The organism is Leisingera caerulea DSM 24564, from assembly GCF_000473325.1.
GTDB lineage: Bacteria > Pseudomonadota > Alphaproteobacteria > Rhodobacterales > Rhodobacteraceae > Leisingera > Leisingera caerulea.
This window is the reverse complement of record NZ_KI421513.1, coordinates 1,254,911-1,272,726: the sequence shown is the minus strand read 5'-3', so window position 1 is coordinate 1,272,726 and position 17,816 is coordinate 1,254,911. Positions and strand designations below refer to the sequence as shown.

The 17,816-nt window shown below is 64.3% G+C and carries 17 protein-coding genes; 7 read left to right on the top strand and 10 right to left on the bottom strand.

Annotation, left to right across the window (positions count from 1 at the left end; genetic code table 11):
• Window positions 1-100 precede the first annotated feature (100 nt).
• Window positions 101-1,567 (bottom strand): AMP nucleosidase, encoded by a 1,467-nt coding sequence (locus CAER_RS0113590; RefSeq protein WP_027235866.1) that lies wholly within the window; start codon window positions 1,565-1,567, stop codon window positions 101-103.
• The gene (gene ade, locus CAER_RS0113585; RefSeq protein ID WP_027235865.1) at window positions 1,564-3,366 is read right to left on the bottom strand and encodes an adenine deaminase; all 1,803 of its coding nucleotides are present in this window, start codon (window positions 3,364-3,366) and stop codon (window positions 1,564-1,566) included. The genes CAER_RS0113590 and ade overlap by 4 nt, the downstream gene beginning before the upstream one ends.
• A 142-nt stretch (window positions 3,367-3,508) precedes the next feature.
• On the opposite strand from ade, the gene CAER_RS0113580 reads away from it, so the two are divergent.
• Together CAER_RS0113580 and CAER_RS0113575 are read left to right on the top strand one after the other, a co-directional pair.
• Window positions 3,509-3,931, top strand: a complete 423-nt coding sequence (locus CAER_RS0113580; RefSeq protein ID WP_027235864.1) for a glyoxalase — start codon at window positions 3,509-3,511, stop codon at window positions 3,929-3,931.
• Window positions 3,932-4,014: 83 nt separating this feature from the next.
• Window positions 4,015-5,205, top strand: coding sequence for a hypothetical protein (locus CAER_RS0113575; RefSeq protein ID WP_027235863.1), 1,191 nt, complete (start codon window positions 4,015-4,017; stop codon window positions 5,203-5,205).
• On the opposite strand, the gene CAER_RS0113570 is transcribed toward CAER_RS0113575, so the two are convergent.
• The gene (locus CAER_RS0113570) at window positions 5,202-6,143 is read right to left on the bottom strand and encodes a GlxA family transcriptional regulator (RefSeq protein ID WP_027235862.1); all 942 of its coding nucleotides are present in this window, start codon (window positions 6,141-6,143) and stop codon (window positions 5,202-5,204) included. The two genes, CAER_RS0113575 and CAER_RS0113570, sit on opposite strands and share 4 nt — an antisense overlap.
• A gap of 79 nt (window positions 6,144-6,222) precedes the next feature.
• Here CAER_RS0113570 and CAER_RS0113565 point away from each other — a divergent pair, with 79 nt between their 5' ends.
• From CAER_RS0113565 to CAER_RS0113550, 4 genes are read left to right on the top strand one after another with little or no spacing between them, the layout of a single operon-like run.
• Window positions 6,223-7,386: an acyl-CoA dehydrogenase family protein gene (locus CAER_RS0113565; protein WP_027235861.1), complete on the top strand. Its 1,164-nt coding sequence runs from the start codon at window positions 6,223-6,225 to the stop codon at window positions 7,384-7,386.
• A gap of 3 nt (window positions 7,387-7,389) precedes the next feature.
• Window positions 7,390-7,692, top strand: coding sequence for an Rdx family protein (locus tag CAER_RS0113560; RefSeq protein WP_027235860.1), 303 nt, complete (start codon window positions 7,390-7,392; stop codon window positions 7,690-7,692).
• A 6-nt stretch (window positions 7,693-7,698) separates the two neighbouring features.
• The gene (locus CAER_RS0113555) at window positions 7,699-9,726 is read left to right on the top strand and encodes an acetate--CoA ligase family protein (protein WP_027235859.1); all 2,028 of its coding nucleotides are present in this window, start codon (window positions 7,699-7,701) and stop codon (window positions 9,724-9,726) included.
• Between the two features lie 50 nt (window positions 9,727-9,776).
• Window positions 9,777-10,574, top strand: coding sequence for a carnitinyl-CoA dehydratase (locus CAER_RS0113550; protein ID WP_027235858.1), 798 nt, complete (start codon window positions 9,777-9,779; stop codon window positions 10,572-10,574).
• A gap of 229 nt (window positions 10,575-10,803) precedes the next feature.
• Here the strand turns inward: CAER_RS0113550 and CAER_RS0113545 are convergent, their stop codons facing one another.
• Window positions 10,804-11,439, bottom strand: a complete 636-nt coding sequence (locus CAER_RS0113545) for a class I SAM-dependent DNA methyltransferase (protein WP_027235857.1) — start codon at window positions 11,437-11,439, stop codon at window positions 10,804-10,806.
• 73 nt (window positions 11,440-11,512) lie between these two features.
• Here CAER_RS0113545 and CAER_RS0113540 point away from each other — a divergent pair, with 73 nt between their 5' ends.
• Complete coding sequence (locus CAER_RS0113540) at window positions 11,513-12,382, top strand: SDR family oxidoreductase (RefSeq protein ID WP_027235856.1); 870 nt, start codon at window positions 11,513-11,515, stop codon at window positions 12,380-12,382.
• Between the two features lie 32 nt (window positions 12,383-12,414).
• Here CAER_RS0113540 and dxs read toward each other — a convergent pair whose 3' ends face one another.
• The 6 genes from dxs to CAER_RS0113510 form a co-directional block, all read right to left on the bottom strand.
• Window positions 12,415-14,343: a 1-deoxy-D-xylulose-5-phosphate synthase gene (gene dxs, locus CAER_RS0113535; protein ID WP_027235855.1), complete on the bottom strand. Its 1,929-nt coding sequence runs from the start codon at window positions 14,341-14,343 to the stop codon at window positions 12,415-12,417.
• 49 nt (window positions 14,344-14,392) lie between these two features.
• Complete coding sequence (locus CAER_RS0113530; RefSeq protein ID WP_027235854.1) at window positions 14,393-15,277, bottom strand: polyprenyl synthetase family protein; 885 nt, start codon at window positions 15,275-15,277, stop codon at window positions 14,393-14,395.
• A 3-nt stretch (window positions 15,278-15,280) separates the two neighbouring features.
• A complete protein-coding gene (locus CAER_RS0113525; RefSeq protein WP_027235853.1) occupies window positions 15,281-15,523 on the bottom strand; it encodes an exodeoxyribonuclease VII small subunit in 243 nt (80 codons plus the stop codon).
• Window positions 15,520-16,446 (bottom strand): histone deacetylase family protein, encoded by a 927-nt coding sequence (locus CAER_RS0113520; RefSeq protein ID WP_027235852.1) that lies wholly within the window; start codon window positions 16,444-16,446, stop codon window positions 15,520-15,522. The genes CAER_RS0113525 and CAER_RS0113520 overlap by 4 nt, the downstream gene beginning before the upstream one ends.
• Before the next feature lie 130 nt (window positions 16,447-16,576).
• Entirely contained in the window at window positions 16,577-17,278 is a 702-nt protein-coding gene (locus CAER_RS0113515; protein WP_027235851.1) for a response regulator, read from the bottom strand.
• A complete protein-coding gene (locus CAER_RS0113510) occupies window positions 17,275-17,787 on the bottom strand; it encodes a MarR family winged helix-turn-helix transcriptional regulator (protein WP_008554519.1) in 513 nt (170 codons plus the stop codon). The genes CAER_RS0113515 and CAER_RS0113510 overlap by 4 nt, the downstream gene beginning before the upstream one ends.
• Window positions 17,788-17,816 lie beyond the last annotated feature (29 nt).

The following is a 17,816-nucleotide window of genomic DNA, read 5'->3' as shown; positions in this document are numbered from 1 at the left end:
CGCGAGACATTATCGTTATGTTGTATGGTAACACAACTTCTTGTGTGCTCCGCATAAGGCAAAACAGGCATTTTTTCCCGGAAAACAGCGAAAATCAGCCTTAAAGGAAGGCGGTTTCGTCGAACGAACGCAATTTCCGGCTGTGCAGACGCTCCAAAGGCATACCGCGCAAACGCTCCATAGCTCTTATTCCGATTTGCAGGTGGCGTGCAACCTGAGTGCGGTAAAAGTCCGACGCCATGCCCGGCAGCTTCAGTTCGCCATGCAGCGGCTTGTCAGAGACGCAGAGCAGCGTGCCGTAGGGTACCCGGAAGCGGTAGCCGTTGGCGGCGATGGTGGCGCTTTCCATGTCCAGCGCGATGGCGCGGGATTGGGACAAGCGCTGCACCGGGCCGGACTGGTCGCGCAGTTCCCAGTTGCGGTTGTCAATGGTGGCGACGGTGCCGGTGCGCATAATCCGCTTGAGGTCGAAGCCCTCGTATTCGGTGATTTCCGCCACGGCTTCCTCCAGCGCGACCTGGATTTCCGCCAGCGCCGGGATCGGGGTCCAGACCGGCAGGTCATCGTCCAGAACGTGGTCTTCGCGCAGGTAGCCATGGGCGAGGACGAAGTCCCCCAGTGCCTGGGTGTTCCGCAGCCCCGCGCAATGGCCGACCATCAGCCAGGCATGCGGGCGCAGCACCGCGATGTGGTCGGTGGCGGTCTTGGCGTTGGAGGGGCCGACGCCGATGTTGACCAGAGTGATGCCGTTCCCGTCCTCCCGCTTCAGGTGATATGTCGGCATCTGAGGCAGCTTGGCGATTTCCGGAATCTTTGCCGATGGATCGGTGATCTCGTGATCGCCGGTGCTGACAAAACTGGTGTAGCCGGAATTGGGATCCGCCAACTGGGCGCGGGCGTAGGCCTCGAATTCGGCCACGTAGAACTGGTAGTTGGTGAACAGAACGTGGTTCTGGAAATGTTCGGCACTGGTGGCGGTATAGTGGCTCAGACGGGCCAGCGAGTAGTCGATGCGCTGGGCGGTGAACAGCGCCAGCGGGCCGGTGCCATTGGCGGGCTGGTATGTGCCGTTGACGATGTCGTCATTGGTGGTCGACAGATCCGGCACGTCAAACACGTCGCGCAGGGTGAAACCGGCGGCGCCGTCCTGGGGCACCGTCAGATCCGGGCGCGAGGCGACCGCGAAATGCACCGGGATCGGTGTATCAGAGACACTAATGGTCACCGGCTGGCCGTGATTGCGGATCAGCAGGCCAATCTGCTGGATCAGGTAATTGCGGAACAAGTCCGGCCGCGTGACCGTGGTGGCATAGGTGCCAGGTGCGGAGACATGGCCAAAGCTGAGCCGGCTGTCCACTTGGGCGAAGGTCAGGGTGGAGAAGCGGATTTCCGGGTAAAAGGCGCGGATGCGCTGGTTGTCCGGCGCGCCGTCAGCCATCGCCCGGGAGAATTCCTCGCAGATGAAGCCAGTGGCCTGCCGGTAGAGCAGTTCCAGCCGGTCCACGGCCTCGGTTGCGTCGTTGAAGCTTTCGTCCGGCGGGTGGCCGGGGTGTTTTGTTGTTATCATTGTGCAGGCTCGATCACCGGGATTTTCTGGAATGTGCGGACATCGACAAGCCCCAGGTCGGAAATCCTGAGTTCCGGGATCACCACCAGCGCCAGCAGTGAGTGCTGCATATAGGCGTTGTTCAGGTCGCAGCCGCAGGCCTGCATCGCCTCAACCATCTCCTGCGCCTTGGCGGCGACCTCGGTGGCCGGGCTGTCGGACATCAGGCCTGCAATCGGCAGTTCAACCAGGGCAAGCTCCTCACCATCTTTAAAGAGGGTAATGCCGCCGCCTGCTTCGGCAAGCCGGTTGGCGGCCAACGCCATCTGTTCGCGGTCGGTGCCGACCACAATCATGTGGTGGCTGTCATGCGCCACCGTGGAGGCCATCGCCATTTTGCCCTGGTAGCCGAAGCCCGAGACAAAAGCGTTGGTGACACCGCCGGTGGCGCGGTGGCGCTCGACCAGGGCGATCTGGCAGACATCGCCGCTGCCCTCGACGAGCCCGTCCACAACCGGCAGCTCCGCGCGAAGTGCCTTGGTCGGGGCCTGGTTCTCGACCACGCCGATCACATTGGCAGTCACCGCATTGGCGCCCTCAGGGGCGGCCAGCTCAAAGTCCTTGGCTGTCAGCTCATGTCCAAGATGCACAGTGCCGCGGGCGCTGGCGGGCCAGTCGTAATGCGGGCATTCGACCCTGATAGAGCCTGATTCCGCGACGATCTGGCCGCGGGCCACTACCACTTCGATGGGCAGATCCGTCAGGCTGGAGGTCAGGATCACATCGGCACGGCGGCCGGGAGTGATGGAGCCGATTTCGCGCTCCAGTCCGAAATGGGTGGCGGTGTTTATCGTCGCCATCTGCAGGGCAACCACCGGATCGCAGCCGCAGGCAATCGCGTGGCGCACCACCCGGTTCATGTGGCCGTCATTGACCAGTGTGCCCGAATGGCAGTCATCGGTGCAGAGAATGAAGTTGCGCGGGTCCAGCCCCTTTTCGGTAACCGCGGTGATCTGGCTTTCGACGTCGTACCAAGCCGAGCCAAGCCGCATCATCGACCGCATCCCCTGGCGCACCCGGGCAATGGCGTCAGCCTCGCAGGTGCCCTCATGATCATCCGCCGGGCCGCCAGCCACATAGGCGGCAAAATCGGGGCCAAGGTCAGGGGAGGCATAGTGGCCGCCCACGGTTTTGCCCGCACGCTGGGTAGCGGCGATTTCGGCCAGCATCTTGGGGTCAGCATTGGCGACGCCGGGGAAATTCATCATTTCACCGAGGCCGATGATGCCGGGCCAGTTCATCGCCTCTTCGACGTCCTCGGCGGAGATTTCATAGCCGGTGGTTTCCAGCCCCGGCGCGGAGGGCGCGCAGGACGGCATCTGAGTAAAAATGTTGACCGGCTGCATCAGCGCCTCGTCATGCATATAGCGCACACCGTCCAGCCCCAGCACATTTGCGATCTCATGCGGGTCGGTGAACATCGAGGTGGTGCCATGCGGGATCACCGCGCGGGCAAATTCTGCGGGCGTCAGCATGCCGGATTCGATATGCATATGCGCGTCGCACAGGCCCGGGACCATATAGCGGCCATTGGCCTCGATGATCTGCGTCTCCGGCCCGGTGCAATAAGAGGCGTCCGGCCCGACATAGGCGATGCGGCCTGCCTTGATGGCAATGTCATGGCCGGGCAGCTGCTCGCGGGTGTGGACGTTGACCCAAATGCCCTGCCGGATCACGGTATCGGCTGGCGCACGGCCGGCTGCTACGTCGATCAATTGCGGGGCGTAGTCGGGCCAGTTCGGAAAAATGTTTTCTGACATAGTCCAATTGTTCCGATTGCGGGCGGGAAGGCAAGCGGATTGCCGGCTTTGCCATCAAAGCTTCATACGGACGGTGAATAGGCGCCGAAGACTGACGCATTTGGCATTGCCGCTTGGCGGGTTCCGGAAAAGACTGGGCCCCATGGATTATGAGACAACAGATGCGGACAGTTTCGGCCGCTCCCTGCGCGGGATCGGGATCAACCTCCTGGTACGGGATGTTCCGGCTGAAAAGTCCTTTTTAGAGACTGTTTTCGCTATGAAGGGCCATCAGGTGACGCAGGATTTTGCCATCGTCACCTATGGCGGTCAGGTGTTTCAGCTGCACAGCGACGGCACCTATGCGGAAAACCCGCTGCTGGGGCTGCTGCCGGAAAACCCGCCGCGCGGGGCCGGGATCGAGATCCGTCTTTACGAAACCGACCCGGATCAGGCCGTGGCCTTGGCGGCGGCAGCAGGGTTCGCCGTTCTGCAGGCGCCAACGGACAAGCCGCACGGCCTGCGGGAGGCCTATATCCTGTGTGATAACGGATACGCCTGGGTCCCAAGCCGCCCCAAGGGGTAAGCTGCGGGAATTCCTCCCCTTTCGCCGCGACGCCGGCCGGTCCATGCTGGGCGGACCCATTTGGATGCTGCGAGGGACCGCTGATGCACGCCATTGCCGATACAACCGCCCTGGTCGAGGAGGGGGTGCTGACCCCGGATCAGGCCCGCAGCATCGAGGCCCGCTCGCGAGAGGTGATGGTGTCGCTGGCGGTGAATGCGATCCTGTGTTTCGGGATCATCGCGGCCACAGCCGGCTTCATCTTCTGGCTGGCGGACCCGCTGGCAGTGGCGGTGACCGGCGTGCTGATGCTGGGCGGCGGGCTTGCGGTGCTGGCGCGCGGCGGCGAGATGCTGCGGATGTTCGGCAATTCCGCCACCCTGATCGGCGCCGGCATGCTGATGGGCGGTGCCGGGATTGAACTGGTCGACAAATTCGAGGACATCGCCGGCTGGGTAATGCTGCCCGCCGGCGCGCTGGTGGCGCTGATCTGCACCTGGCGCTGGCGGCACGGGGCCTGGTCCACGGGGTTTGTGCTGGGCGCGATCCTGCTGATGGGGCTGGCAATGCATCTGGCGGGCATCGAACTGCTGCTGCAGCAATACGGCATCGGCTCGCCGCTGCGGAACCTGGCGCTGCTTTATTATGCGGCGGCGCTGGCCCTGGCAGGCTGGCAGGTGGATGTGCGCTTTGTCACCGCGCTGGCGATTGCGCCCTTTGCCCAGATGCTGGAAACCGGCACCAGCTATTTCCACGCCGCCTATGTGTTCTATTCGCCGGAATCGACGCTGACGATCCTGCAGATGGTGGTGCTGATAGTGCTGTGCGTCTGGGGGGCGTCCCGGCTGGCAGAACGCAACGCCCGGCACCTGCGCATCCTGGCGATCCTGGGGTTTGTGGTCGCGAACCTTTGTGCGCTGGTCGGCTCGTTGTGGGGGGACGTGGTGGGCGAAACTGTTTGGGGGCCGGGCCGTTACAGCGATGGGTACGAGGACTGGGAGGCCTATGCCGCCGCCCGCGATGCCTTCCGCAACAGCGCACTGTTCATCTCTGAGCAAGTCTATTCGGTGCTTTGGGCGGTGGTGCTGGCCGCGGTGATCTTCTGGGCGGCGCAGCGGCATCAGCGCGGGCTGTTCAATGCGGCGCTGACCTTTGCCGCGATCCATGCCTACACGCAGATGTTCGAGTCCTTCGCCGATGAACCGCTGGCCTATGTGATCGGCGGCCTGGCGGCGATCCCGCTGGCCTGGGGGCTGTGGCGGCTGAACCAGTGGATGGCAGCCAAGCAGGCCTAGCCGCTGCTGCGCAAGCTGCGCGGGGTATTTCCAAACTCCGCCTTGAAGGCCCGGGTCAGCGCACTGGGGTCGTCGTAGCCGCAGCGCAGGGCAATCTCAGAGACACTCAAAACTGTCTCTAACACCAGCTTTCTGGCCTGAATCAGCCGCAGCCGCCGGTAAACCGCCTGCGGCGTTGCCCCAAGTTCAGCCTTCATCCGTGTCTCCAGATCCTTCTGGCTGCGGCCCGCTTTCCGCGCCACGGCAGCGATCGGCAGGGGCGATTCCAGATTGGCCTGCATCACCGCCACCGCACGGGCAACCGATTTGCCGCGCACCAGGATCGGGTCCTGGGTTTCGGTTGCCTCGGGCGCCATGAACAGCGCCGCTACCTCCAGTCTCAGCGCGGCGCCGTGCTGGTCTCCGATCAGCTCCATCATGGTGTCAAAGGCCGCCAGCGCACCGGTGCAGGTGACGCGGTCGCCATCCCAGACCTGGCGGACACGTTCCGTCTGCACTTCGGGAAAAGCCTCGGTAAAGCGGCTGAGCTCTTCCCAGTGGATCGTTGCCCGCCGCCCGTCCAGCAGGCCGGCCTGCGCCAGCAGCCAGGCGCCGGTGTCAAATCCCGCGAGCACCGTGTAGCGGCGGGCGGCGGACTTCAGCGCCCGCGCGGTGGCCACGGTGGCATGGCGCAGGAAATCGTAGGACGGCATCGCAATCAGCAAATCGCCGCTGCAGTCGCCCAGTTTTCCATGCGCCCGCACCTCCATGCCTGAGGAGGACACAGCCGGCCCGCCGTCCAGCGTCAGGAACCGCCAGGCATAGACCTGCCGCCCGGCGAACGTATTGGCGGCCCGCAGCGGCTCCACCGTGTTGGCCAGGCAATGGGCCGAGAAAGCATCAAACAGCAGCACATCCAATTGCTGCACTGCAGCGGCATCTTTTGTCCAACTTCGCATGATAATTTCTAACCTTGCATGATGGGCGCGGGCAAGCGGCGTAATCTGATCCGCAACACATTTGCTAAGGAAGACCGCCATGCAGTTCGGGATGACCGAAGAACAGTCAATGATCGTCGAAACCACCCGCGCCTTTGTGGAGAAGGAGCTGTATCCGCATGAGGCGGAGATCGAGCGCACCGGCCATCTGGACATGGATGTGATCCGAGATATTCAGAAAAAGGCAATGGAAGCGGGGCTTTATGCTGCCAACATGCCCGAGGAGGCGGGCGGCGCAGGCCTCGATACGCTGACCTGGCTGATGTACGAAAAGGAACTGGGCCGCGCCAACTATGCGCTGCACTGGACCGGTGTTGCGCGGCCCTCGAACATCCTGCTGGCAGGCACCGAGGAGCAGAAGGAAAAATACCTTTTCCCCTGCATGAAGGGCGAAAAATGGGACTGTCTGGCGATGACCGAGCCGGATGCGGGATCGGACCTGCGCGGCATGAAGGCAACCGCGCGCCAGGACGGCGATGACTGGATCCTGAACGGCACCAAACATTTCATCAGTCACGCCGATATTGCTGATTTTGCGATCTGCTTTATGGCAACCGGGGTCGAGGACACGCCGCGCGGGCCGAAGAAGAAGATCACTGCCTTCTTCGTCGACAAAGGCACGCCCGGTTTCGAAGTGCGTGACGGTTACGGCAACGTCAGCCACCGCGGTTACACCAACGCGGTGCTGGAATTCGACGACTGCCGCCTGCCGTCCTCTGCCATTCTAGGTGAGGTCGACAAGGGGTTTGAGGTCGCCAACACCTGGCTGGGCGCCACCCGGCTGCAAGTGGCCGCCACCTGCCTGGGCCGGGCGGAACGGGCGCTGCAGCACTCGATCGAATACGCCGCCGAGCGCAAGCAGTTCGGCCAGCAGATCGGCAAGTTCCAGGGCGTCTCCTTCAAGCTCGCCGATATGGCGCTGGAGCTGAAGGCGGCGAACCTCTTGACCTGGGAAGCCGGATGGAAGTTCGACCAGGGCACCGTCACCGAAAGCGACATGTCGATGGCCAAGCTGAAGGCAACCGAGATGCTGGCCTTTGTTGCCGACGAGGCAATCCAGATCCACGGCGGCATGGGCCTGATGGATGAGCTGCCGCTGGAACGCATCTGGCGCGACGCGCGGGTGGAGCGTATCTGGGAAGGCACCAGTGAAATTCAGCGGCACATCATCAGCCGCGAGATGCTGCGCGCCGTCGGAGGCTGATCCATGACCCGGTCCGGGAAACCTGTTGTGACCATTACCTATTGCATCGGCTGCAACTGGCTGCTGCGGGCGGGCTGGATGGCGCAGGAGCTGCTGCAGACCTTCCAGGACCAATTGGGCGGGGTGACTCTGGTTCCCGGAGATTTGGGCGGGATCTTTGAGATCCATGTTGATAAGGAGCTAGTCTGGGAACGCAAACGGGACGGCGGCTTTCCTGATGTGAAAGAGCTGAAGACCCGCGTGCGCCACCGGATCAATCCTGAACAAGACCTCGGCCATCTGGACCGCGGCAAGACCGGTGAATAAGATCAAATGCAGTCTCTAAACAGGCTTTTCCGCCCGAAAACCATTGCTGTGATTGGCGGCGGTGCATGGTGCCGTCTGGTGATCGAGCAATGCCAGAAGATGGGGTTTGAGGGCACCATCTGGCCCGTCCACCCTAAGGTCGAAGAGGTTGCGGGCCTGCCAACCTTCAAGGATGCGGACAGCCTGCCGGAGGCGCCGGACGCGGCGTTCATCGGGGTGAACCGCTTTGCCACTATCGAAGTGGTGCAGGTGCTGTCGGCGCGCGGTGCCGGCGGGGCGGTGTGCTTTGCCTCCGGGTTCCTGGAAGCCGCGGCTGAGGACGCCGAAGGGGCTGATCTTCAGGCGCAGCTGTTGGAAGCGGCAGGGGAGATGCCCTTCCTTGGTCCAAATTGCTATGGCTTCATCAACTATCTGGACGGCGCGCTCTTGTGGCCGGACCAGCACGGCGGATCGCGGGCAGACAAGGGCGTGGCACTGGTCACCCAAAGCTCCAACATCGCCATCAACCTTACCATGCAGAAGCGCGGGCTGCCGCTGGCCTATGTGGTCACTGCCGGAAACCAGGCACAGTCCGGCATTGCCGCGATTGGCGAGGCGCTGCTGGAGGACAACCGCGTGACCGCGCTGGGCCTGCATATCGAAGGCTTTGGCGATCTGCGCGCGTTCGAGGCGCTGGCCGCCCGGGCCCGCGAACTGGGCAAGCCGGTCATTGCGCTGAAGGTCGGTAAGTCGGCCGAGGCCCAGGCCGCTACTGTTTCTCATACCGCCTCGCTTGCGGGCGGAGACGCGGGGGCCGGGGCTTTGCTCTCACGCCTTGGCATTCCGCGTCTGGATGACCTGCCGTCCTTCCTGGAGACGCTGAAGCTGTTGCATGTGGCGGGGCGCTTGCCGTCGAACCGCATCGCAACCATCAGCTGCTCCGGCGGGGAGGCCAGCCTGGCCGCAGACACTGGCCATGCGCGGAAGGTGGAGTTTCCGCCGCTGAACGAGAGGCAGAAAGAGGACCTGCGCGACGCACTTGGTCCGATGGTGGCGCTGGCCAATCCGCTCGACTACCACACCTATATCTGGCGCGACACGGAGGCGATGACCCAGGCGTTCTCGGCAATGATGGATCTGCAGCTGGCAATGACCATGCTGATTGTGGACTTCCCGCGCGGCGACCGCTGTGATGCCTCGGACTGGGAATGCACCATTCAGGCCGCCATTGGTTCGCGTGAGCGGACCGGCGCCAACGTCGGCTTGGTTGCGACCTTGCCAGAGCTGCTACCAGAGGACGTGGCGGCCCGGCTAATGGAGGCGGGCGTTGTGCCTTTCTGCGGCCTCAGCGAAGCCATCGCCGCTTGCGAGGCAGCCAGCCTGCCGCTGCCGGAAGCGCCTGCGCCCCTGCTGCTGCCAACGCCGGTGGTGGAGCCGGATCTGGTTCCGGAAGCCGAAGCCAAATGGCAGCTTGCCAGCTATGGGTTGCGCACTCCGCGGTCCAAACGGGCCGCTTCTGCCACCAATGCCCGAGCGGTTGCGGTGGATGTCGGCTTCCCGGTGGTGCTGAAAGGCGAGGGTGTGGCGCATAAGACCGAAGCGGGAGCAGTGGTCCTGAACCTGAATTCGGGTCAGGAGGTGAGCGATGCCGCCTTCAACATGCCGGCCGGGCGTTTTCTTGTTGAGGAAATGGTGACCGGTGCGGTGGCGGAATTGTTGATCGGCGTGGTCAAGGATCCGGCGCATGGCTTTGTCATGACCCTGGCGGCGGGCGGGACCTTGACCGAGCTGCTGGAGGACAGCGCCTCTTTCCTGCTGCCGGCCTCGGATGCGGAAATCGAAGCGGCACTGCAGTCGCTGCGCATCGCGAAGCTGCTGGACGGCTACCGCGGCGCCCCGGCGGCGGACCTTGAGGCAATCCTGCGCGCGATCCGCGCAGTTGAAACCTATGTGATGGAGAACGCGCTGGGGCTGGAGGAGATCGAGATCAACCCGCTCTTGTGCACGCCGACGGATGCGGTGGCAGCGGACGCGCTGATGCGCCGGAAATACTGAAGGCCGCGGCCTGAAACAGAACGGCATGACAGATGCCAGGAGGAGATGAGATGAGCGACAACCCCGAGAGCGGCCCTGTAAAAACCCGCCGCGACGGCGCCATTCTGGAAGTGACGCTGGACCGGCCCAAGGCCAATGCCATTGATCTGCAAACCAGCCGGGTGATGGGCGAGGTGTTCCGCGAGTTCCGCGATGATCCGGACCTGCGGGTGTCAATTCTGACCGGCGGCGGTGAAAAGTTCTTTTGCCCCGGCTGGGACCTCAAGGCGGCGGCTGACGGCGATGCGGTGGATGGCGATTACGGCGTTGGCGGCTTTGGCGGGCTGCAGGAACTGCGCGATATGAACAAGCCGGTGATTGCAGCCGTGAACGGCATCGCTTGCGGCGGCGGGCTTGAGCTGGCGCTGTCGGCGGATATGATCATCGCAGCCGATCACGCCAGTTTCGCGCTGCCGGAAATCCGCTCGGGAACTGTGGCAGATGCGGCCAGCGTGAAGCTGCCCAAGCGCATCCCCTACCATATCGCAATGGAACTCTTGCTGACCGGGCGCTGGTTTGATGCCGAAGAAGCCAATCGCTGGGGTCTGGTGAATGAGATCGTTCCTGCGGATCAGCTTATGGACCGTGCCTGGGAACTGGCCCGGCTGCTCGCCTCCGGCCCGCCGCTGGTCTATGCGGCGATCAAGGAGATCGTGCGCGATGCCGAGGACAGCAAGTTCCAGGATGCGATGAACCGGATCACGCAGCGCCAGCTCAAGACCGTGGACGTGCTCTATGGCTCCGAGGACAACCTGGAAGGCGCCCGCGCTTTTGCCGAGAAGCGCGATCCGGTCTGGAAGGGACGGTAACGCAAAACTCCCGCCTGCCGCGGGACATCTGAAGATGCCTCTGCACAGTTGGGCCGGGCGCCGCGCTTTGCGCGGCGTTTTCTTTTCACCGAGAAGTTCTAGAGGAGCAGTCGTGCTCATCAAGCAGCCTGATCGACTGTGTTTCCTGTTCATTCCGCCTCAAGGAGCTATGCCCATGCTGCCGTATGGCGGCCTTCGGCTTTCCTTGACCCCGGAAGAACAGGAGGGCCTACACCTTCTGGAACAGTGCAATCAGCGCGGTGTCGTCCTTGTGCGCACCGGTGGAGCGCGGGCCGTAGATGCGCAGCTCGGGCAGGGTCAGGCCTTTGATCCACTGACCGCGCAGCAGCCGGTCGAAGGCGTCCGCAAACCCTCCCTTTTCATAGAACTTTGCATTCACCGACAAGGCAAACCAAGCACCGGGTGCGGCCACTCGCAGCAGGGCGGGCAGTACCTCGGGGCCAAGGTGGCCGTGGGTGAAGGTGCCGGATGACACGACCCCGCGGTAAGAGCCGCGCGGCACCGGAATGCCCTCCAGCAGGTTGGCTTCGATCACGTCGCGGTAGGCGTCCTTGCGCAGCGCCTCGGCCAGCATGGCAGCGCTGATGTCGGTGGCGTCGACAGGTTCAACCCCAAGCTCCCGAAGCGCCTCGCCGCAGAGACCCGTGCCGGCGCCAGCATCAAGCACCGGACCGGTCCCTCCGGCAGCGGCAAATGCCTTGGCCGTCAGTCCGGGCAGCAGGTAGTCCTGATCAGCGGCGAATTCCTGATCGTAGGTGCCGGCCCAATCCGCATAGAGCCGCCGTGAGTCTTCAGGCGTGCTCAGCGCGTAGGCATCGGACAATCCGGGTGTCTGCTTTTTCATCGGGCCATCAAAGCCGCGCGGAGGATTCGAATCAACCCTTGCGCAGCAGGCGCGGCCAACGCATCTAGGAGACATGAGAAAAACGCTGCTTTGTCTTGGATTTGGCTATACCGCCCGGGCGCTTGCCCCGCGTCTCCTGGCGTCGGGCTGGCGGGTCATCGGCACCTCGCGTGAGCCGGTGGCGGCCGATGGCGTGGAGATGATCACCTGGCCCGGCCAGGACGTGCCGCTGGACGGGGTGACGCATATCCTGAATTCGATCGGGCCCGATGCGGAGGGCGATCCGGTGCTGGCAGCCATGGGGGACCGGATTGCCGCCGCCCCGGTTCTGGAGTGGGTCGGCTACCTGTCCACCACAGCCGTCTATGGCCACCACGACGGCGCCTGGGTGGATGAGGACACGCCTGTGACGCCCTCCAGCCAGCGCGGCGACTGGCGCGCCTTGGCGGAGGCGCAATGGCAGGCCATCCCCGGCCTGCCGCTGCACATCTTCCGTCTGGCCGGCATCTATGGTCCCGGCCGCGGCCCCTTTGCCAAGCTGATGGCGGGCAAGGCGCGGCGGATCATCAAGCCGGGGCAGGTGTTTTCGCGCATCCATGTGGACGACATCGCCCAGGTGCTGGCAGCCTCCATCGCACAGCCGCGCCCCGGTGCCATCTACAATGTCTGCGATGACGACCCGGCGCCGCCGCAGGATGTGCTGGGCCATGCCGCGGAGCTGCTGGGCCTGCCAATGCCGGCCGAGGTGCCTTTTGACGAGGCTGGCATGACGCCGATGGCGCGCAGTTTCTATGGAGAGAACAAGCGGGTCAGAAACCGGCGTATCAAGGACGAACTCGGGGTGGAACTGCTCTATCCCACATACCGCGAAGGGCTGCGCGCGGTGCTGGAAGCGGAGGACATGGAGAGCTTTGTGCCGCCAGCGGAGCCGCCGGGGGTGTAAGATCACCGGCCCTGCGGCCGCGCCAAAGCGAATTAAGCCCGCTTCTCCGCAATGGTTGCGACACCCAGCACGTCCAGCACCTTGGCCTCGATCTGCGGTGCGTTCATGGCGGCCACATCGTACATATCCGCGGGGCTGGCCTGGTCGATGAAAGTGTCTGGCAGCACCATGGAGCGGTACTTGAGGCCGCTGTCGAACACGCCTTCCTCGGCCAGGAGCTGTGCGACGTGGGAGCCGAAACCGCCGACCGCGCCTTCCTCGATGGTGATCAGCGCCTCGTGATCGGCGGCAAGCTGCAGGATCAGGTCCCGGTCCAGCGGCTTGGCAAAGCGGGCGTCGGCAATGGTCGGGGTGATGCCCTTGGCCGCGAGCGATTCTGCGGCCTTTTTGACCTCGCCCAGGCGGGTGCCGAAGGACAGCAGCGCCACGCGCTTGCCGTCCTGGATCATCCGGCCTTTGCCGATTTTCAGCACCTCCGGGGTTTCCGGCATCTCGACGCCTTCGCCCTCGCCGCGCGGGTAGCGGAAGGCGATGGGGCCGTCGTTATGAGCGGCGGCGGTGGCGACCATGTGAACCAGCTCAGCCTCGTCGGCGGCGGCCATCACCACCATGCCCGGCAGGTTGGACATGAAACCGATGTCGAAGCTGCCGGCGTGGGTGGCGCCGTCGGCTCCGACCAGGCCTGCACGGTCGATGGCAAAGCGCACGGGCAGGCGCTGGATCGCGACGTCATGCACCACTTGGTCATAGCCGCGCTGCAGGAAGGTGGAGTACATCGCACAGAACGGCTTCATGCCGCCCGCGGCCAGCGCGGCGGCAAAAGTCACGCCGTGCTGTTCGGCAATACCGACGTCGAAGCAGCGCGACGGGTAGCGTTCGGCCATCAGGTTCAAGCCGGTTCCGTCGGGCATCGCGGCAGTGACCGCGCAGATCTTGTCATCCTTGGCGGCGTGCTTCACCAGTTCATTGCCGAAAACCGAAGTGTAGGAAGGCGCGTTGGAGGGCGCCTTTTTCTGCTCGCCGGTCACCATATCGAATTTGGCGGTGGCGTGGCCCTTGTCGCGGGCGCGTTCAGCCGGGCCGTAGCCCTTGCCCTTCTTGGTGAGCACATGGATCAGGATCGGGCCGGTGGCGCGCGCCTTGACTGTCCGCAGCACCGGCAGCAGCTGGTCCATGTCGTGGCCGTCAATCGGGCCGAGATAGGAGAAGCCAAGCGCTTCGAACATGGTGCCGCCGACGGCCATGCCCTTGAGCATGTCCTTGGCGCGCTTGGCGCCCTCACGGAACGGTTCTGGCAGCAGCGAGACTGCGCCTTTGGCGGCGGCCTTCAGCTCCTGAAACGGCTCGCCCGCGTAGAGGCGGGAAAGATAGGAGGACAGCGCGCCGACCGGCGGTGCAATCGACATCTCGTTGTCATTCAGGATCACGAACAGCCGCTTACCCAGGTGGCCTGCGTTGTTCATCGCCTCAAACGCCATGCCGGCGGACATCGAACCGTCGCCGATCACCGCGATGGCGTCGCCGTTGCCCTCGGGGATTACCCCGCCCAGATCGCGGGCGACGGCAAACCCCAGTGCGGCGCTGATCGAGGTCGAGCTGTGAGCGGCGCCAAACGGGTCAAAGGGCGACTCGGAGCGCTTGGTGAAACCGCTGAGGCCGTCTTTCATCCGCAGGGTGCGGATGCGGTCGCGGCGCCCCGTGAGGATCTTGTGCGGGTAACACTGGTGGGAGACGTCCCAGATCACCTTGTCCCGCGGCGTGTCGAACACGGCGTGCAGGGCGGTGGTCAGTTCCACCACACCCAGGCCCGCGCCCAGATGGCCGCCAGTGACCGAGACCGCAGAGATGGTTTCCTGCCGCAGCTCGTGGGCGACCTGCACCAGTTGTGCATCCGTCAGCCCCTTCAGATCCGCGGGGCGCGTAATCTGGTCCAGAAGCGGGGTCTTGGGCCGGTCGGGCATGGTGTCTCCTTGGGCTGCGCCGGGCAGGGGCGGGGCGTGGCGCGCGGGGTTAGCTGTCGCGCGCAATAACGAAACGCGCGGCTTCCTTCAAGGTTGCAGCATCCTCGCCAAATAGTGACAGCGCAGCGCAGGCCTCGTCACACAGGGACTGTGCGCGGGCTTTTGCCTCTGCCAGTCCCAGCAGCGAAACAAAGGTTGCTTTGCCGGCTTCTGCGTCCTTGCGTACGGCTTTGCCCACCTTTGCGGCATCCCCTTCGACGTCCAAGATGTCGTCTGCGATCTGGAAGGCAAGGCCAAGGGCGCAAGCGTATTGCCGCAGCGGTGCCGGATCAGCCCCGGCCATAACTGCGCCGGCTGTGGCGGACCATTCGATCAGGCAGCCGGTTTTGCGGCCTTGCAGCTTGGTGATCTGTTCCAGCGTCAGCGGTGCGCCGGCAGTTTCCGCCGCAATATCGAGCATCTGGCCCGACACCATCCCGTCTTTGCCAGAGGATTGCGCCAGTCCGCGGATCAGGGTCAGCGCGTGGGGTCCCACCTTGGGGTCTGCCAGCAATTCAAAGGCAAACGTCTGCAGGCTGTCGCCCGCGAGCACCGCCATCGCCTCATCCCATTTGCGGTGCAGGGTGGGCTGGCCGCGGCGCAGGTCGTCGTCGTCCATGCAGGGCAGGTCGTCATGCACCAGCGAATAGGCGTGGATGCACTCGATGGCGAGCGCGGCCTCGACGGCGGCCTCTGCCGGTACACCGTGCAGACGGGCGCTTTCCAGCACCAGGAAGCCGCGCAGCATCTTGCCGCCGGTGATGGCGTAGCGCATTGCGGCGTGCAACTCGTCGCTGCCCGCCAGCCGCATCTCCATATGCGCGGTGATGCGGGCCTGTGCGTCTTTCAGCGCCTCCGCAAAGGGGCGCGTTTGGATGTCTGCGGCGGTGCTCATGGTTCAGCCGGCGTCCAGCGGCTGGGTGCCCTTGGGGGTGCCGTTGGCGTCCAGTGTGATGGCGGCGACCTTCTCTTCGGCACGTTTCAGCTCATCCTCGCAGCGTTTCTTCAGCGCGGCGCCGCGTTCATAGAGCGCGATGGAGGCATCCAGCGCCACGTCGCCGCGTTCCAGCTGGTCCACCACGCCTTCCAGCTCACGCATCGCCTGTTCAAAGCTCATCTGCTCTACGGGGGTCTCAGTCATGCCGGTGCCTTTGTCAATTCTTCCACATGCGCGCGCGTTGCCGCGGCGAGCGCGTTCAGATCATATCCGCCTTCCAAAGTCGAGACGATACGGCCCTGGCACAGCTCACTGGCAAGTTTGCACAGCTCCGCCGTGATCCAGGCGAAATCTTCCGTTGCCCAGTTGAGGCTTGCGAGCGGATCGCCCTGATGGGCGTCAAAGCCCGCCGAGATAATGATCAGCTCCGGCTTGAAGGCGCGCAGGCGGGGAAAGGCCTGACCCTCATAGGCCGCCTGCATCTCGGCCCGGCCGGAGTCCGGCGCCAGCGGCATGTTGAGGATCTGGCCATGGGCGCCATCCTCGTCCGGGCGGCCGGAGCCGGGCCAGAGCGGCATCTGCTGGCTGGTGATCAGCAGCGCGCGCGGCTCGTCCCACAACAGGTCCTGGGTGCCGTTGCCGTGGTGCACGTCAAAATCCACCACAGCGACACGGCTGAGCCCGTGATGGTCCAGCGCGTGTTTGGCGGCCAGCGCCGCATTGCCGAACAGGCAGAAGCCCATAGCGGTGTCCGTTTCGGCGTGGTGTCCCGGCGGGCGCACCGCCGCAAAGGCGTTCTGCACCTCGCCGCCCAGAACCATATCGACACCGCGCACAACCGCGCCGGCAGCCCGGAACGCGGCGTCCAAAGAGCCGGGGGACATAAAGGTGTCGCCGTCAATCTGCGCCCAGCCCTCCGCTGGCGAAGCCTTGCGCAGGTCAGAGAGGTAGGAGGCCGGGTGGACGCGCAGGATGTCGTCCTCGGCAGCCATCGGTGCGGTGACCCGTTTCAGGTCCAAGGGTTCCAGCGCGTGCAGGATGTGCTCCAGCCGCGCCACCCGTTCCGGGTGGCCTTCCGGTGTGACGTGGTTGAGGCAATCCGCGTGGGTGATCAGGGCGGTGGTCATGGTGCGTGTCCTCCTGCGGCCGGGCTTGGCGCGACCCTAGGGGGCAGGCGGCTGTGGCTGCAAGGGGAAACCCGGGGCGCTGCCCCGGACCCCGGGATACTTTGGGCCAGAAGAAGGAGCCGGAAATACGTTAATCCGGTGCCAGCATATAGCCCGCGCCGCGCACCGTTTGCAGGTATTGCGGCTGTTTCGGGTTCGGCTCGATCTTGCGGCGCAGCCGGGTGATCTGCACGTCCACTGCGCGCTCCTGCGCCTGGCCGCGGTCGCGGCCCAGGTCCTCGACCAGCTTGGTGCGGGAGACCGGCTCGCCGGGCTGGGCGGAGAAGATCTTCATCAGCTGGCTTTCGGTGCCGGTGAGGCGGATCAGTTCGTCGCCCTGCCACATCTCGCCGCGCTCGATGTCATATCGGATTGCTCCCAGATGCAGCACCTTGGGGGCGCTGTCCTGCGTGGTGGTGTCCGGCATCCGCCGCAGGATGGCGTTCACCCGAAGCAGGAGCTCTTTGGGCTCGAATGGTTTCGGCAGGTAGTCATCCGCCCCGGCCTCCAGCCCGGCGATCCGGTCATCGGTCTCGCCCTTGGCGGTCAGCAGCAGGATCGGGGTTGCCATGCTCTCGCGCAGCGACTTGGTCAGCGAGATGCCGTCTTCCCCCGGCATCATCACGTCCATAATGATCAGGTCGAAATCAAGCCCCGCCAGAACGCGCCGGGCATGCGCCGCGTCACGCGCCGCAGTGACCAGGAAACCCGAACGCATCAGGAATTTCTTCAGCAGCTCGCGGATGCGCTCATCATCGTCCACGATCAGAAGATGGGCGTCATTCATGCTCATGCGCCCGTTTCCCGCAGTTTGGCATAGGCGCGGCGCATGTCGGCGTCCATCATCGCCTCAAGCACCTTCTTAAAGCCTTGCACCGCCTCAGGGCCTGCGTCCTTGTAGGCGGCGCGCATCCGGGCGCGCTGGGCGTCCGACAGGGTGGCTTCCAGCGCCGCGCCCTGTTCGGTCAGGTACAGGTGGCGTTCGCGTTTATCCAGCTCGCCCACCTTGCTTTCGACCAGGCCGTCGCCGATCAGGGTCCGCAGCACCCGGTTCAGCGACTGTTTGGTCACCCCCAGAATGCTGAGAAGATTGTTCACAGTGGTGCCGGGCGAGCGGTTTATGAAATGAATCGCCCGGTGGTGCGCCCGGCCATAGGACAATTCCGCAAGGATCCGGTCCGGATCGGCGGTAAAGCCGCGGTAGGCAAAGAACATCGCCTCAATCCCTTGGCGAAGCTGCTCATCTGTCAGAAACAGCAGGCTTTCGCCGCTGTATCCCTGCCCTGTCCGGCCTTCAGGCATTCGGTGCCCCCTCATTTGTCTTGCCGGCC